Origin of the sequence: Vibrio sp. YT-18 (assembly GCF_033337345.1) — a bacterium.
In the GTDB taxonomy this organism is placed as follows: Bacteria; Pseudomonadota; Gammaproteobacteria; order Enterobacterales; family Vibrionaceae; genus Vibrio; species Vibrio alginolyticus.
This window is the reverse complement of record NZ_JAWOQO010000031.1, coordinates 1-15,395: the sequence shown is the minus strand read 5'-3', so window position 1 is coordinate 15,395 and position 15,395 is coordinate 1. Positions and strand designations below refer to the sequence as shown.

General features: G+C 45.2%; 13 protein-coding genes. 8 read left to right on the top strand and 5 right to left on the bottom strand.

The annotated features are described in order from the left end of the window. Positions 1–202: 202 nt before the first annotated feature. Both R7M72_RS23315 and R7M72_RS23310 read right to left on the bottom strand, forming a co-directional pair. Positions 203–775, bottom strand: a complete 573-nt coding sequence (locus R7M72_RS23315; protein ID WP_017633934.1) for a uracil-DNA glycosylase family protein — start codon at positions 773–775, stop codon at positions 203–205. Between the two features lie 2 nt (positions 776–777). Then, positions 778–1,701, bottom strand: coding sequence for a D-2-hydroxyacid dehydrogenase (locus R7M72_RS23310; RefSeq protein WP_017633935.1), 924 nt, complete (start codon positions 1,699–1,701; stop codon positions 778–780). A 66-nt stretch (positions 1,702–1,767) separates the two neighbouring features. Here R7M72_RS23310 and R7M72_RS23305 point away from each other — a divergent pair, with 66 nt between their 5' ends. Further along, a complete protein-coding gene (locus R7M72_RS23305; RefSeq protein WP_005382520.1) occupies positions 1,768–2,355 on the top strand; it encodes a YjaG family protein in 588 nt (195 codons plus the stop codon). 79 nt (positions 2,356–2,434) lie between these two features. Here the strand turns inward: R7M72_RS23305 and R7M72_RS23300 are convergent, their stop codons facing one another. Continuing rightward, positions 2,435–3,568, bottom strand: coding sequence for a hemolysin family protein (locus R7M72_RS23300; RefSeq protein ID WP_033907150.1), 1,134 nt, complete (start codon positions 3,566–3,568; stop codon positions 2,435–2,437). A gap of 253 nt (positions 3,569–3,821) precedes the next feature. On the opposite strand from R7M72_RS23300, the gene hupA reads away from it, so the two are divergent. Then, positions 3,822–4,094: a nucleoid-associated protein HU-alpha gene (hupA, locus tag R7M72_RS23295; protein ID WP_005382524.1), complete on the top strand. Its 273-nt coding sequence runs from the start codon at positions 3,822–3,824 to the stop codon at positions 4,092–4,094. Between the two features lie 39 nt (positions 4,095–4,133). Beyond that, on the top strand, positions 4,134–4,832 hold the full coding sequence (locus tag R7M72_RS23290) for a DUF1481 domain-containing protein (protein WP_053303483.1): 699 nt from the start codon (positions 4,134–4,136) through the stop codon (positions 4,830–4,832). An 84-nt stretch (positions 4,833–4,916) separates the two neighbouring features. Here the strand turns inward: R7M72_RS23290 and purD are convergent, their stop codons facing one another. Then, on the bottom strand, positions 4,917–6,206 hold the full coding sequence (gene purD, locus R7M72_RS23285) for a phosphoribosylamine--glycine ligase (protein ID WP_053303481.1): 1,290 nt from the start codon (positions 6,204–6,206) through the stop codon (positions 4,917–4,919). A gap of 128 nt (positions 6,207–6,334) precedes the next feature. Further along, on the bottom strand, positions 6,335–7,927 hold the full coding sequence (purH, locus tag R7M72_RS23280) for a bifunctional phosphoribosylaminoimidazolecarboxamide formyltransferase/IMP cyclohydrolase (RefSeq protein WP_053303479.1): 1,593 nt from the start codon (positions 7,925–7,927) through the stop codon (positions 6,335–6,337). A gap of 265 nt (positions 7,928–8,192) precedes the next feature. Between purH and zntR the strand changes: the two genes are divergently transcribed. The 5 genes from zntR to R7M72_RS23255 all read left to right on the top strand — a co-directional run bounded on the left by zntR (position 8,193) and on the right by R7M72_RS23255 (position 14,617). Next, positions 8,193–8,591, top strand: a complete 399-nt coding sequence (gene zntR / locus R7M72_RS23275) for a Zn(2+)-responsive transcriptional regulator (RefSeq protein WP_005382529.1) — start codon at positions 8,193–8,195, stop codon at positions 8,589–8,591. A gap of 163 nt (positions 8,592–8,754) precedes the next feature. After that, positions 8,755–10,317 (top strand): lysine decarboxylation/transport transcriptional activator CadC, encoded by a 1,563-nt coding sequence (gene cadC, locus R7M72_RS23270; protein ID WP_086047087.1) that lies wholly within the window; start codon positions 8,755–8,757, stop codon positions 10,315–10,317. Between the two features lie 57 nt (positions 10,318–10,374). Beyond that, entirely contained in the window at positions 10,375–10,617 is a 243-nt protein-coding gene (locus R7M72_RS23265) for a hypothetical protein (protein ID WP_318056340.1), read from the top strand. Positions 10,618–11,020: 403 nt separating this feature from the next. Then, positions 11,021–12,364: a cadaverine/lysine antiporter gene (cadB, locus tag R7M72_RS23260; RefSeq protein ID WP_017635552.1), complete on the top strand. Its 1,344-nt coding sequence runs from the start codon at positions 11,021–11,023 to the stop codon at positions 12,362–12,364. Between the two features lie 117 nt (positions 12,365–12,481). Beyond that, the gene (locus R7M72_RS23255) at positions 12,482–14,617 is read left to right on the top strand and encodes a lysine decarboxylase CadA (protein ID WP_005451159.1); all 2,136 of its coding nucleotides are present in this window, start codon (positions 12,482–12,484) and stop codon (positions 14,615–14,617) included. Positions 14,618–15,395 lie beyond the last annotated feature (778 nt).

Below are 15,395 nucleotides of genomic sequence, written 5' to 3'. Positions count from 1 at the left end.
GGTATTTTTTTGCCTAAAATTCAGTTTTTCTATCTGAGACTCAAGGCTGTACAGCTCTAGTAGTATTTGGCCTACTATGATCTAATTACTACTCTAGCTGTACACTAGATGTTAAAGTTTAATATAAACAAATACTTATGATTTCGGGTTTTATGTTCTAATTTTCTTGTACAGATAAGCAAGCAATTAGATCATAGGTAACCTAAAGCATCGAGTGAATGCGTTTTTTAAGGTATGGCACGACGTCAGATTCAAACCAAGGATTCTTCTTTAACCACAATGTATTGCGTGGAGATGGGTGAGGGAGCGGGATAAAGTCCGGTTCCCAATCTTGCCATTGCTGAACGGTTTGCGTGAGCGTCTTTGGTTTGTTGGTGAGATAGTACTGCTGCGAGTACTGACCAATTAGTAGAGTGAGCTCTATATTGGGCAGCTGCTCAAGAATCTTTTTATGCCAAGTGGGCGCACATTCTTTACGAGGCGGTAAATCACCAGAGTTCCCTTTGCCTGGATAACAGAATCCCATTGGGACAATGGCAATTTTATTTGGGTCGTAGAAAACGTCTTTGTCGATATCGAGCCATTGGCGTAATCGATCACCACTTGGGTCATTCCAAGGTATCGAGGTTTTGTGTACACGTGTGCCAGGGGCCTGACCGATGATTAGGATGCGTGCCCCTTTTGCGGCTTGTACGACAGGGTTTGCGCCCAAAGGTAAATTATCCGCGCATATCTGGCAGGCCCTCACTTGTTGCAATAGCTCGTCTAACGACATTCTCAGTAACCCTTTTCGAAATCCACTTGATAATTTAATGAAAACCCATCGCGCCAGCGTAGATAGTTGTCAGCAAAAATCTCGATGACTTGCTCGGGAAAACTCAGCGCAGCAATGTGTGGAGTGATGGTGACTTGCGGTAGTTTCCAAAACGGATGCTCTACCGATAACGGTTCTTGCTCAAACACATCTAAGAAGGCGTGTTCTACCCAACGGTTTTTCAGAGCGAAGAGCAACCCTGTCTCATCCAGTACGTCGCCACGACCTACGTTAAATAATAACGCCTGATTTAGTTGGCTGAGCGTTTGACGATTAAGTAACTGTCGCGTCTCAGGTGTACTTGGTAGAGTATTCACAACGATGTCGGCTTGCTCAAATGCCTTACTTAGTTCATTGATATGAAAGGTCTGATGAAACTCGCCGCCTGAAGTCGGGATACCTGTGCGGTTAATACCGATAGTTTTTATCCCCATTGCTTTAGCGGCGTTGCCCAGATAGCCCCCAATGCTACCGGTACCAAGAATTACCATGGTTTTACTTTGTAATGACGTGTATAGGTGAGGCTGCCATTGTTTGTTTTGTTGTTGCTGGTGGTATCGGGCAAAGTGGCGATAATGGGCAATACTGTAACCCAAAACATATTCAGCAATCAGTGGACCAAAGATGCCTCGAACGTTAGTTAGAGTATAGTCCTGACGAAAGCTAGGGGATGTTAAGGCGTTGACACCAGCAAACGTGGATTGCACCCATTCAAGCTGTGAAAATTCGTCTAAGCTTTGTGATAGTAAGGGTGGATCCGCTAGTACGATCTGAGCAGCTTCTGGTTGGTCGGTGAGGCAAAGATCGGGCAGATTTTTCTCTGCCAGTAACGTTTTGTAGGTGTCGCGATGCTCTGAGAGCAGGAAAATCTGATTTGAATGCGGCATTAACTTTTTTCCCTGTGATGAATCAAGTACACTTTCGCTGTTTTTTTCTTCAATGATTGAGTGACTATGCTTAAGAATCCTCTTCAGGTTCGTTTAGAAAAACTAGAACCTTGGCAACAAATTACCTTTATGGCGTGTCTGTGTGAACGCATGTATCCAAACTATGCGATGTTTTGTGAGAATACAGAATTTGCTGACCCGCGTGCTTACCGAGCGATTCTTGATAGTGTATGGGAAATTTTGACAGTTAAGAACGCGAAAATTAACTTCGAACGTCAATTGGAGAAGTTAGAAGAGTTGTTCCCAAGTGCGGATGAGTTCGATTTTTACGGCGTTTACCCAGCGATGGACGCGTGTCAGGGTTTGTCTACGTTACTGCATGGTCTATTGGACCGCGATTACCTTTTCGATTCAATGCTTAAAGTGAGTCAACAGTCGGTACAAACCGTTGCTGATCTAGAGCAAGCACAAGGCGCAGAGCCAATCACTAACGACAACCAGAAAGAAAACGAAGCCGTATGTGAAGAGTGGGACGTCCAGTGGGCTATCTTCCGTCCGCTGCGTGAAGCGGTAGAACGTGACATCAGCTTGATTAAAGATTTGCGTGAAGAGCTACGTGAAGAAGGTGTGAGCAACATCGGTATTGCACTTTAATTGTTGAATAAATAGAAAAAGGCATCCTAACTGGATGCCTTTTTTGTTTGTGCGTTTAAGCTGTTATACCTAATGCTGATTACGATTCTTTCGAGTCGGGTTTCGGTGGCTCTTGAGCTTCTGGCTCTTTATCCTGCTTCTCCAGCTCGTTATCTTCTTCATCGTCATCGCGGCTTTCGATTACGCCGTGCATTTCTTTCCAGCTTTCCCAGCGTTGGTAAGCCAGCTCCTGCATGTCAGTGCTTTTATCTGCTTCGTCGATGATCTCCTCGCCTACGAGGTGTTCAAAAATATCTTCCAACGTTACCAAACCTAGCACGGTACCGTATTCATCAACAACAAGTGCCAGCTGTAAGCGATGAGTCATCATCTGGTCGAATACTTTAGGTAAAGTGGTATTGTTTAGCACCACTTGAATTGGGCGCATGATTGCTCCCAACTGTTTCTGCCCACTACCTGATTGTTGTAGTTTGAACAACTCAAGGCGATGCACAAAACCAATGATGTTATCTTTCTGCTCGCTGTAAACCAATGGGCGTGAGAAAGGCGTATCTTTGTGTTTTTCTAGGAACTCATTGATGGTCATTGTGGCATCGACACGGAATACTACTGGTCGTGGCGTCATAACCTGCGTTACGGGTACATCTTGGATGCCAAGCAGGTTGCTTAAGATTTTTGATTCACCCTCGGCAAACTCACCGCTTTCACGTGCCAGAATCGCCATTGCAGACAGCTCATCACGCATCTTTGGAGCTTCGTGGTTACGAGCAAGACGCTTGGTGATTTGCTCTGAGAACCAAACAAAGGGTGTAAGCGCCCATACCATCCAACGCAATGCGACCGCGGCAGTGGGTGCCAACTGACGCCAGTAGGTCGCGCCAATCGTCTTCGGTACGATTTCTGAAAGCACTAAGATCGCCAATGTCAGCACTGCCGAAAAGATACCTAATGCTTCGCTACCAAATACAACCGCAGCTTGTGCACCAGCAGTGGCCGCGCCGATAGTGTGAGCGATGGTGTTTAAAGTCAGAATAGATGCCAGTGGTCGGTCGATATCTGATTTCAGCTTAGCCAATTGCCCAGCTGCGGGATGCCCCTGTTGATTGAGCTGCGCAATGTAGCTCGGACTGATACTCAGCAGTACCGCCTCCAGCACCGAACAGATAAACGAAATGCCGATTGCAATAGAGATATAAATGGATAACAGCAGCATAGTTGCCCTTGAATGTAGTTTGATAGTGGTTATTTGCAGCTATTATAACCGCAAAAGTGACTTATAAATTGGTCCAAATACCTTGGAAAGCAAGGGTTTTCAGGGGGTATGTGGTAACAAATTGTGAGTTATTACTCATATTATGGCTAAAAGTACGTCAGAAAATCGAAAGATCGCTTACAAACCTTTGCCAGATGGGGCATTTATGTTTTAGAGTGAGACGAATTCGATAACCTATGAGAAGGGAAACCTAATGAACAAGACCCAATTAATCGACTTTATCGCAGAGAAAGCAGACCTATCAAAAGCACAAGCAAAAGCTGCTCTTGAAGCGACTCTTGATGGTGTAACTGGCGCACTTAAAGAGGGTGACCAAGTTCAACTAATTGGTTTTGGTACATTCAAAGTAAACCACCGCGCTGCACGTACTGGTCGTAACCCTAAGACTGGTGACGAGATTCAAATCGCAGCAGCTAACGTACCAGCATTCGTAGCAGGTAAAGCGCTGAAAGAATCAGTAAACTAAGTTAGAATGCACCGAGGTATCCTGCCTCGGTGCAATTTCATGAAAAAACATCTACTCACTTCACTTCTCCTATCTAGCCTTACCCTTTTTGGCTGTTCATCGGTTGAAACTCCTAATTTAGAACAATTCACGCATTTTTCTGGTGGTAAAGTTGCGGGAGATGCTAGCAGCTTGTACTGGATGACAGAGAAACTCACTCGTGTGAGTACGGCGGCTGATTATGTGACTATGGGGGACAATGGTTGGTTCCAGAGTGATTATCGCTGGGACGAAGGTGAGTTGCGAGAGTTGATTCGAAAAGGCGAGCAAGTTGATACCAAACAAGAGTTGGTGCCTTTTCAAATCCACATCCGTTTCAATAAAGATGGCGAAGCGGTTTACCAACAATATCGTGTTAACCGTAAAGTCTTACCACTCCAGCATGACCAATTAGAGCGCTACAAAGCAGAAGCGAATGACGTAGTGGCATCGGTTAAGGCGCAGTCTCGTAACAATCAGAGCCTTATTCAAGGTTATTGGAATGGTCAATCGTTTGAAACCTGCAAAGGTAAGGTGTTCTCGACACTCGAGTTTAATCAGACGCTGCCAAAATTTATTATCGAGCGTCTCTCATCGGTAGACAGTTATGTGGCTTTTGTCGGCAAGCAGTCACGAAACAAAGCAATGGTCGATGAACTGTTGATGCTCAATGACGATGACTTTGATTGTGTTTCTCGGCCAAAGTTGATCTCTGAATAAACATTGCTTCGAATTCTGTCGAACAAGAACAATAAAAAAAGGCGCTGAGTGCGCCTTTTGTTTTTTAGCCAACTTATGTTGTTTTTATTTTTCTTGCTCACGTGCAATTGCACGGTAGCCGATGTCGTTGCGATGGAACATGCCATCCCAACTGATCTGTTTTGCAAGCTCGTAAGCACGCTGCTGCGCTTCTGATACACTGTTGCCAAGTGCGGTTGCACAAAGAACACGACCACCGTTTGTCACGATGTCGCCATCTTTGTTATCTGTACCAGCATGGAAGACTTTTTCGCCTTCAATTTCAACTTGTGGCAGACCCGAAATAACGTCGCCTTTGTTGTACGCTGCTGGATAACCACCGGCTGCTAGCACGATACCAATCGATGCTCGTGGATCCCATTTTGATTCCACTTGATCCAGTTTTTGGTCAATCGCAGTTAAACATAGATCAACGAGATCGGATTGCATACGCATCATGATCGGTTGCGTTTCTGGATCACCAAAACGACAGTTATACTCAATCACTTTAGGTGTACCGTCTTTGTCGATCATTAGGCCTGCGTATAGGAAACCTGTGTAAGGATGACCTTCAGAAGCCATGCCGCGTACGGTTGGGTAAATCACTTCTTCCATGATGCGGTTGTGGATTTCCTGTGTCACGACTGGAGCAGGCGAGTATGCCCCCATGCCACCCGTGTTAGGGCCTGTATCTTTGTCGCCTACGCGCTTGTGATCTTGGCTGGTGGCCATTGGCAGAACGTTCTCACCATCAACCATCACGATGAAGCTTGCTTCTTCACCGTCCAGGAATTCTTCAATCACTACACGGCTGCCAGCGTCACCAAAAGCGTTACCTGCGAGCATGTCTTTGATTGCATCTTCTGCTTCTTCTAGCGTCATTGCCACAATCACACCTTTACCAGCAGCAAGGCCATCTGCTTTCACCACAATCGGTGCACCTTGTTCACGTACGTAAGCAAGTGCTGGTTCGATTTCAGTAAAGTTCGCGTAAGCACCCGTTGGGATTTGGTGACGAGCAAGGAAGTCTTTAGTAAATGCTTTAGAGCCTTCAAGCTGTGCTGCTGCTTGGGTCGGGCCGAAGATTGGCAAACCTGCTTCGCGGAAAGCATCAACCACACCAATAACCAATGGTGCTTCTGGGCCAACGATAGTCAGTTCAATCGCCTTCTCTTTGGCGAAAGCAACAAGGCCAGCGATGTCTTCTACATCGATGTTTACGTTTTCTAGTTTTGGTTCTAGAGCCGTACCAGCGTTGCCTGGTGCAACGAAGATAGTCTCAACATTTGGGTTTTGTGCCGCTTTCCAGCCTAGCGCATGTTCACGACCACCTGAACCGATAATTAATACATTCATTTTTAATCCTTTTTATCACGGTGGTGATAAGAATACAGAACGTTTCGTTAACAGAATACAGAAGAGCTATCATCCATTCTGTATTCTCGAGGGGCGCGTAGCGCCCGCTCTGTATTCTGTGTTTTAAATTAGTGGCGGAAGTGACGCATACCGGTAAAGATCATCGCCATGCCGTGTTCGTCTGCTGCTGCAATAACTTCGTCATCACGCATAGAACCACCTGGTTGGATAACACACTTGATGCCCGCTTCTGCAGCCGCGTCGATGCCGTCACGGAATGGGAAGAATGCATCTGATGCCATTACACAACCTTCAACCTGTAGACCTTCGTCTGCAGCTTTGATGCCTGCGATTTTCGCAGAGTAAACGCGGCTCATTTGGCCAGCACCTACACCGATAGTCATGTCGCTTTTCGAGTAAACGATCGCGTTAGATTTCACGTATTTCGCTACTTTCCAGCAGAACAGTGCATCTTTTAGCTCTTCTTCTGTTGGCTGGCGCTTAGAAACCACTTTTAGGTCGTCTAGGCTTACCATGCCTTGGTCGCGGTCTTGAACCAGTAGACCGCCATTCACGCGTTTCACGTCAAAGCCAGTTGTCTTCGTTGTCCATTCGCCACACTCAAGTAGACGTACGTTCTTCTTCGCGGCAACCACTTCAATCGCTTCAGCAGAAACAGAAGGTGCGATGATCACTTCAACGAATTGACGCTCAACAATAGCGGTTGCTGTTTCAGCATCCAGTTCTTGGTTGAATGCAATGATGCCGCCGAATGCAGATGTTGGGTCAGTTTGGTAAGCACGGTTGTACGCTTCTAGGATGTCTTTACCTAGAGCAACACCGCATGGGTTTGCGTGTTTTACGATTACACATGCTGGCTCGTTGAACTCTTTCACACATTCAAGCGCTGCGTCCGTGTCTGCGATGTTGTTGTAAGAAAGGGCTTTACCTTGGATTTGGCGAGCAGTAGAAACGGATGCTTCTTGTGGGTTTGCTTCAACGTAGAATGCGGCTGCTTGGTGGCTGTTCTCACCGTAGCGCATGTCTTGCTTCTTCTCGAACTGTTGGTTGAACGTACGAGGGAATTTGCTCTCTTCATCACCGTCTTTGTTCTCACCGTAAGATGGAACCATAGTGCCGAAGTAGTTTGCGATCATGCCGTCGTAAGATGCTGTGTGCTCGAATGCTGCGATAGCTAGGTCGAAACGAGTTTCGAGAGTGAGAGATTTGTCGTTTGCGTCCATCTCTGTAATTACGCGGCCGTAATCACCTGCATTAACAACGATAGTCACGTCTTTGTGGTTTTTCGCTGCAGAACGAACCATTGTTGGGCCGCCGATATCGATGTTTTCAACAGCGTCGGCTAGTGTACAGCCTTCTTTGGCAACGGTTTCTGCGAATGGGTATAGGTTTACGACAACCATATCGATAGGGTTGATGCCGTGCTTTTCCATCACGTCATCATCTTGGCCACGACGACCAAGCACACCACCGTGAACTTTTGGGTGAAGCGTTTTAACGCGGCCGTCCATCATTTCTGGGAAACCAGTGTAGTCAGAGACTTCGGTTACGGCGATGCCTTGTTCGGCAAGTAGGCGAGCTGTACCACCAGTAGATAGGATATCGACACCGCGCTCAGCAAGAGCTTGCGCAAACTCAACAATACCTGTTTTGTCTGATACGCTGATAAGCGCACGGCGAATAGGACGAGCGTTATTCATGCTTCCATTTTCCTCAAATTCACGGAGTTAAAGATGTTTGCCAAAAATGAACTTGTTTTTACCTCTTGGGGTAAAATATTGGCCAGTTTTGGTAAAGACCTTTGCAGGGTGTTTTCTGGTTAGAAAATAGTCTCCACATTTGATGGCGCGTATTCTAACCAATTTATTACAAAAAAGCTCGCGCAATCGTTTGGCATCTCAAAAATAATTGCAAAAAAGTCGTTCTTTAGCTTTAAAAGTAACGAGATAGTTAATAGGGAAAGTTATGTTTCAGATAGGTGAACTGGCAAAACGTTGTGGTGTGACTGCCGATACATTGCGTTTCTACGAGAAAAACGCGCTAATAAAACCCGCAGGACGAAGTGAGTCAGGCTATCGCTTGTATGATGAAGAGAATCAAAAGCAGGTGCACTTTATCCTCAAAGGTAAAGATCTTGGCTTGAGTCTGGATGAAATTAAAGACCTGTTAGAAATTAAGTTAGAAGCGACAGAACACAGCTGTGCAGAGGTAAAAGCCATTACTTCTGCCAAGTTAGAGCTGATTGATGGGAAAATTAACGAGCTGACGAAAATTCGCCGAGCGTTAAAGAAGATTAATGATGCTTGTTGTGGTCATACAGACGATGACGCCACACATTGCTCTATCCTTGCCGCACTTGAGTAGTCTCATTCTTGCATCACTTAACTTAAGTTTGCATTTTTGGCGACTTGCTTTTCTAGGTACATGCTGCTTTCCCACCTATAATCTTGCCTTTAGTTACTTGTAGGAATCGACCATTGTCTGATTCCTAGCGTAACGCTGTCTGTAGATACGAGAGTTTTCATACATGGTTGGAGTCTATTTTCAAATCAATGACTGGGTTTTGAGCGTTGATGAAAATAAGCTGTATCGACAAGATAGGGAAGTTACTGTTGAGCCACGCTTAATTAATCTTTTGCACTTCTTAGCGGAGCATGCGAATGAGGTGTTCAACCGCGAGGAATTGATTCAGTACGTTTGGGCTGGAGCGATTGTGACCGATCAAGTGGTGACTCAATCCATCTTTGAGTTGCGTAAGCTACTGCGTGACGGTCGAGAGGAAAATACCAACTACGTTATCACGGTGCCCAAGCGTGGCTATAAGCTGGTAGCGAACGTGGTTACTATGACGCATGAAGAGTTTGTCACAAATCGGCAAAATGAAGAGATCCCACCTTCGGTTGAAGAATCGGAAGAGGATTGTCTACCTATAGCACCAGCTGTTACCTTTCCAGCAGGTCCTCTAACTCGCGCGGTCTGCGAGATGTCAAAAGAGAAAAAAGCCCCTCAGAGCAAAAACAAAATCAGTCCTTGGCGATTGGGAATTATGAACTTCATCTGGATCAGTATGTTGGTCGTAGTGATGGGCGTGTTTACCTACAAGCAATCGGAAGTGCGTATTACCCAAGCCATCGATACCCATCTGATTGAGTTCAAGTTTCAAGATAATTTTACGAATGAAGGATTAAGCTACGATTTGGCAGACGGATTCGCCCAAAAGTTGATGTCCGACATTGCTCAAGTCAGTGATTACCGAGTCATGCTAAAGAAGGCGTCGTTTACTTCTGGCATTGTGCCTGGTAAATCGGTTGTGGTGAGAGTTCGTGAGAATGACGGTGGCAGCTTTTTAGAGGTGGAATATCGCAATAACTCATCTGAGAAAGTGTTGTTTAGTCGTCAATACGCGTTAACCAGTAGTCATTTAAAGACAGTGCTTCAACAAGCGTCGTTGGATTTGATGCAAGTGCTGAAAGTGTCGGATGCCAAATTGAAATCTACGATGCTGGTGGCGGGAATGCCAATGAATCCCGACGCGTTGGAGTTGTTTGTTCAGGCTAACCATTACCTTAATGTCTCTGATACTAAACAATTCCGCCAAGGTATCGACTTGATGGAAAACATTTTAGAAATCGAGCCGGATAATGCTTACGTTCAAGCTGAGTTGTTGATTGCTTACCATGTACAAAAGGCACTTGATTTCTCACAGGAGTTGAAGAAAGGGCGAATGCAGCAGCTCAGTGAAGCACTAGAGACTAATGTGAAAATGATGGTGGGGCCAATTCAACCGCGAATTTATGAAGCTTTAGCACTGCACGAAACCATCATTGGTGACATGGCGTTAGCCAAGCGGCATCTCGGACAGGCATTGAGGTTACGTGATTCAGTGCTTTCCTATGTGATTCGCGGTAAGCACGCCGAATTGGATGGTGATCTGGATTTAGCCAGTGAGTCTTACAGTGAAGCTTTCTATATTGATACGTCGGTTGAGACGTACCTGCTGTGCGAAAACTTGGTCTTCCCAAGTAACATGAAGGCGATTGATTACGCCATGTATCGCGCCGTTCACCCTTCTGTCGTTCGAATGCTTTAATTCTCTCGGACTCAACGTCAGTCTAATGCTAGCCCCTCATTTCGGTGAGGGGCTTTTTTGTCGCTGTCGAAAAGTGAAAAGGGTGAGGCGGTGGGGCAATGGCTTACGAAGGAGCTAACAGCGCAAGCTTGCAACGGGAATACATACCCGCTTTGCTTCTCTATCTCTATCTCTATCTCTATCTCTATCTCTATCTCTATCTCTATCTCTATCTCTATCTCTATCTCTATTGATTGTATGAAGTGTCTGGCTGAGTTATGTGGCGAGAATGATTTTGATGCTTTCTTGCAGGCGAGATGAATATTGATGTGGGTCAAAAAGCGCGATCAGGGAGAGATTTATGGAATCAACACTTCAGGGAATTAACCCTTCGGGATGGGGAAGTTGATAGAGGTTGATAACTTTTATCGCGATGACCAACGAGTTGATGAGAGTTTATCTATCGGTAGAAGGTTTGATGTTTTTCTTATAACCGTATGAATAATATAGTTTTATATTTTTGTGTTTATCATGTTTATCTCAACTTGATGTTGATGAACTAATCATTTTATTGATAACACCAAGTTTATTTTTTTCCCGATTTTTGGGCGTAGTCTTCACTTCGAAATTTAGCGAGGTCGAGAAGGTTCCTCCTCATAGCATCTCGCTAATAACCATTCAGTTTGAGTCATGTTGACTCGAGTAGAATAGATTTGGAGATGTTATGTCATCGAATGCGAAAAAAATCGGCCTTATTGCCTGTACGGGTGTCGTAGCCGGTAACATGATGGGTAGTGGTATTGCACTATTACCTTCTAGTCTTGCCTCTGTAGGCTCTGTTTCCATCTTCAGTTGGCTGATCTGTTTGGTCGGTGCACTGAGTCTGGCGTTCGTTTACGCTCGTCTGGCAACCAAAAACCCACAAGAAGGTGGTCCTATCGCTTATGCTGGCGAAGTGTCTCCGGTATTTGGTTTCCAAACGGGCGTTCTTTATTACCACGCGAACTGGATTGGTAACCTGGCTATTGCCATTACAGGTGTTTCTTACCTTTCAGTATTCTTCCCTGTGCTTAATAACCCAATTCCAGCAGGTATTGCGACGATTGCATCGGTATGGATCTTCACTTTCGTCAACCTACTTGGTGGTAGCTGGGTAAGCCGTCTATGTACGCTTGGTTTAGTTCTTATCCTTATCCCAGTTGTTGGTACAGCTGCATTTGGTTGGACGCACTTCGATACTGCGCTTTACAGCCAAAACTGGAACGTATCAGCAGGCACTGACAGCCACGCGGTAGTAACAGCGGTTCTTATCTGTCTATGGTCATTCGTAGGTGTGGAATCAGCAGCGGTATCGACGGGTATGGTAGAAAACCCTAAACGTACTGTACCACTAGCAACTATGTTAGGTACTGGTATCGCAGGTGTGATTTACATCCTATCAACTCAAATGATCAGCGGCATGTTCCCAGCGTCAGAAGTTGCGGCATCAGGTGCGCCATTTGCATTGGCAACCACTGAGCTATTCGGTAGCTGGACTGCACCATTCGTATCAGCATTCACAGCACTAGCATGTTTCACTTCGCTAGGTTCTTGGATGATGCTGGTGGGCGAGGCTGGTAAACGTGCAGCAAGCGATGGCAACTTCCCTAAAATCTACGGCGAAACTGACAAAAACGGTGTGCCTAAGAAAGGTCTAATCCTTGCGTCAATCAAGATGACTGCACTGATGGTTGTACTGATGTTCTTCAGCTCTAAAACAGCACACGCATCAGACCTGTTCAACCAGCTAACGACTGACGCAGTTCTACTAACAATGCTGCCTTACTTCTACTCAAGCATTAACTTGATTCGCTTCGAAGGTATGACAACACGCAACGGCTTCGTAATGCTGTTCTCTGGTGTGGCTTGTCTGTTCTGCTTCATTGCACTAGCTGGTGCAGAGGGCGGTACGCTAACAGCAACCTTCATCGTGTCTCTAGTTATCTTGATGTTCTACAGCAAAAAAGCAGGTCTTGCTCAGTACGTGAAAATGCACGCTGAAGACATGCCTGCCCAAGCAAGCAACTAATCCCCAAAACGCTGGCACTACGGTGCCAGCCCATAAAACCCAAATTCACGCGGCGCTCACCTTACTCATTGCCTGTAAATGGCAAAGAGCGCCCTCATTCGCCTTGGAGATGTCCAAATGAATATATTCGCTATCTTGAACCACATGGGTGTGTTCTTTAAAGAAGAGCCAGTTCGTCAACTTCACGCTGCTCTTGAGAAAGCGGGCTACGAAGTGGTTTACCCAGTAGATGATAAAGACTTGATCAAAATGATTGAGATGAACCCACGCATTTGCGGTGTGTTGTTCGACTGGGATAAATACTCACTTGAGCTATGTGAACGTATCAGCCAAATCAACGAAAAACTGCCTGTTCACGCATTTGCTAACGAACAGTCTACTCTAGACATTTCACTAACAGACCTACGTCTAAACGTGAGCTTCTTCGAGTACGCTTTAGGTATGGCTGACGACATCGCTATCAAAATCAACCAAGCGACTGAGGCATACAAAGATGCCATCATGCCTCCATTCACTAAAGCGCTATTCAAATACGTAGAAGAAGGTAAATACACCTTCTGTACTCCAGGTCACATGGGCGGTACTGCATTCCAGAAAAGCCCTGCTGGTAGCATCTTCTACGATTTTTACGGTCCAAACACATTCAAAGCGGACGTATCAATCTCAATGCCTGAGCTAGGTTCTCTACTAGACCACTCAGGTCCACATAAAGATGCAGAAGAATACATCGCACGCACATTCAATGCAGACAGCTCGTACATCGTAACTAACGGTACGTCTACATCGAACAAAATCGTTGGTATGTACTCAGCACCTGCTGGCAGCACAGTACTGATTGACCGTAACTGTCACAAATCTCTGACTCACCTAATGATGATGAGCGACGTGACACCAATCTACTTCCGCCCAACTCGTAACGCATACGGCATCCTTGGTGGTATTCCACAAAGCGAATTCAGCCGCGATGTCATTGCAGAGAAAGTGGCGAAAACACCAGGTGCAACAGCACCAACTTACGCAGTAGTGACTAACTCAACTTACGATGGTCTGCTGTACAACACGCAATTCATCAAAGAGTCGCTAGATTGTAAACACATCCACTTCGACAGTGCTTGGGTGCCTTACACTAACTTCAACCCAATTTACGAAGGTAAATGTGGTATGAGTGGTGAAGCGATGCCAGGCAAAGTGTTCTACGAAACACAATCAACACACAAACTGTTGGCAGCGTTCTCACAAGCTTCAATGATTCACGTGAAAGGCGACTTTGATAAAGAATCTTTCAACGAAGCCTTCATGATGCACACTTCAACTTCACCTCAGTACGGCATTGTTGCTTCTACTGAAACTGCAGCGGCAATGATGCGTGGCAACACTGGTAAGAAGTTGATGCAAGACTCTATCGATCGCGCAATCCGCTTCCGTAAAGAGATCAAACGTCTAGAAGCAGAAAGCGACAGCTGGTTCTTCGATGTATGGCAACCAGAAAACATCGATACCACAGAATGTTGGAAACTAGACCCTAGCGACACATGGCACGGCTTCAAGAACATGGATGATAACCACATGTATCTTGACCCAATCAAAGTAACGCTACTGACTCCAGGGATGAATAAAGAAGGCGAACTAGAAGAATCAGGTATTCCTGCTTCGCTGGTGGCTAAATTCCTAGACGAGCGCGGCATCGTGGTAGAGAAAACAGGTCCATACAACTTGTTGTTCCTATTCTCAATCGGTATCGACAAATCAAAAGCAATGCAATTGCTACGCGGTCTAACTGAATTTAAACGTGGCTACGACTTGAACCTAACCATCAAGAGCTTCCTACCTTCGCTATACAACGAAGATCCAAGCTTTTATGAAGGCATGCGCGTTCAAGAACTAGCACAAGCAATTCATGACCTAACTAAGAAATACAACCTACCAGAGCTAATGTACAAAGCGTTCGATGTTCTTCCAGAAATGAAAGTAACACCACACGCAGCATGGCAAGAAGAGCTTCGCGGTAACGTAGAAGAAATCAAACTGGAAGAAATGGTTGGTCGCGTAAGTGCGAACATGATCCTTCCTTACCCTCCAGGTGTGCCACTAGTACTTCCTGGTGAAATGGTGACTCAAGAGTCTCGCCCTGTGCTGGACTTCCTAGAGATGCTTTGTGAGATCGGTGCGCATTACCCAGGTTTCGAAACCGACATCCACGGTCTATACCAACAAAAAGATGGTAGCTACACCGTAAAAGTATTGAAGAACTAAGTTCCTCTCGAAGATGACGCTATTGGGAATGCAAGCATGCTCCACTCTTACGAGCTCAATGCGTCATCGAACAATAACGGCATTTAGATATACCCCTAACTATTCTGTCGTAAAGAGAAGGGCAAGGATGCTCTGATCTTTTCTTCTATATATAGAAGAAACACTTTTCCAAGACTTCACCTGAAGTACCCCAAATAAAAAGCAAAGACCAAAAGAGCAGTTCGTCATCGTTCTGCTCTTTTTTTCGTCTTTATATAGATAGAAAGAGAAAAAAGAACCAAGAGAGATAAGATCAGCAATCAAAATCACAAAGAAATCGGCGATCTTTTAATGCAGAAGTCAGGTGTTTCATCATGAAAAGATCCTCTGCAACCCGAAATATTAGACAAGATCGTTGAGTATCTATGCAGAATGCTCGTTATTTGTGCGGTTGGAAGTTTTTTTGCAAAAAACGCTTGTGCTAATTTCTCAACCCCCTATACTGCGCATCCACCGACACGGAGTGAGACGAAAGTCACACAGCGAGTCGGGAAGAGAGAAAAAAGAATTTGAAAAAATGCTTGACTCTCTCACGGTGTGAAGTAAGATACGCACCCCTAACGACGAGCAACTAAGTTGCTGAAAATGTTAGAAAAGCTCTTTAAAAATAAGAACCTATCAATCTGTGTGGGCACTCGTTGATGATAATCCAATTAGATACCTCGGTATCAAATTAGGTTTCAATGAAACGAAGTGACCATTGAATCGAAAGATTCAGCACAGTCAATTCAAACATTAC

Bases quoted from the DNA above. Each gene is read 5' to 3' on its own strand.
- R7M72_RS23255 (WP_005451159.1), top strand. From the start codon at position 12,482: ATGAATATATTCGCTATCTTGAACCACATGGGTGTGTTCTTTAAAGAA.
- cadC (WP_086047087.1), top strand. From the start codon at position 8,755: ATGGTTGGAGTCTATTTTCAAATCAATGACTGGGTTTTGAGCGTTGAT.
- purH (WP_053303479.1), bottom strand. From the start codon at position 7,927: ATGAATAACGCTCGTCCTATTCGCCGTGCGCTTATCAGCGTATCAGAC.
- R7M72_RS23315 (WP_017633934.1), bottom strand. From the start codon at position 775: ATGTCGTTAGACGAGCTATTGCAACAAGTGAGGGCCTGCCAGATATGC.
- purD (WP_053303481.1), bottom strand. From the start codon at position 6,206: ATGAATGTATTAATTATCGGTTCAGGTGGTCGTGAACATGCGCTAGGC.
- zntR (WP_005382529.1), top strand. From the start codon at position 8,193: ATGTTTCAGATAGGTGAACTGGCAAAACGTTGTGGTGTGACTGCCGAT.
- hupA (WP_005382524.1), top strand. From the start codon at position 3,822: ATGAACAAGACCCAATTAATCGACTTTATCGCAGAGAAAGCAGACCTA.
- R7M72_RS23290 (WP_053303483.1), top strand. From the start codon at position 4,134: ATGAAAAAACATCTACTCACTTCACTTCTCCTATCTAGCCTTACCCTT.
- cadB (WP_017635552.1), top strand. From the start codon at position 11,021: ATGTCATCGAATGCGAAAAAAATCGGCCTTATTGCCTGTACGGGTGTC.
- R7M72_RS23305 (WP_005382520.1), top strand. From the start codon at position 1,768: ATGCTTAAGAATCCTCTTCAGGTTCGTTTAGAAAAACTAGAACCTTGG.
- R7M72_RS23310 (WP_017633935.1), bottom strand. From the start codon at position 1,701: ATGCCGCATTCAAATCAGATTTTCCTGCTCTCAGAGCATCGCGACACC.
- R7M72_RS23300 (WP_033907150.1), bottom strand. From the start codon at position 3,568: ATGCTGCTGTTATCCATTTATATCTCTATTGCAATCGGCATTTCGTTT.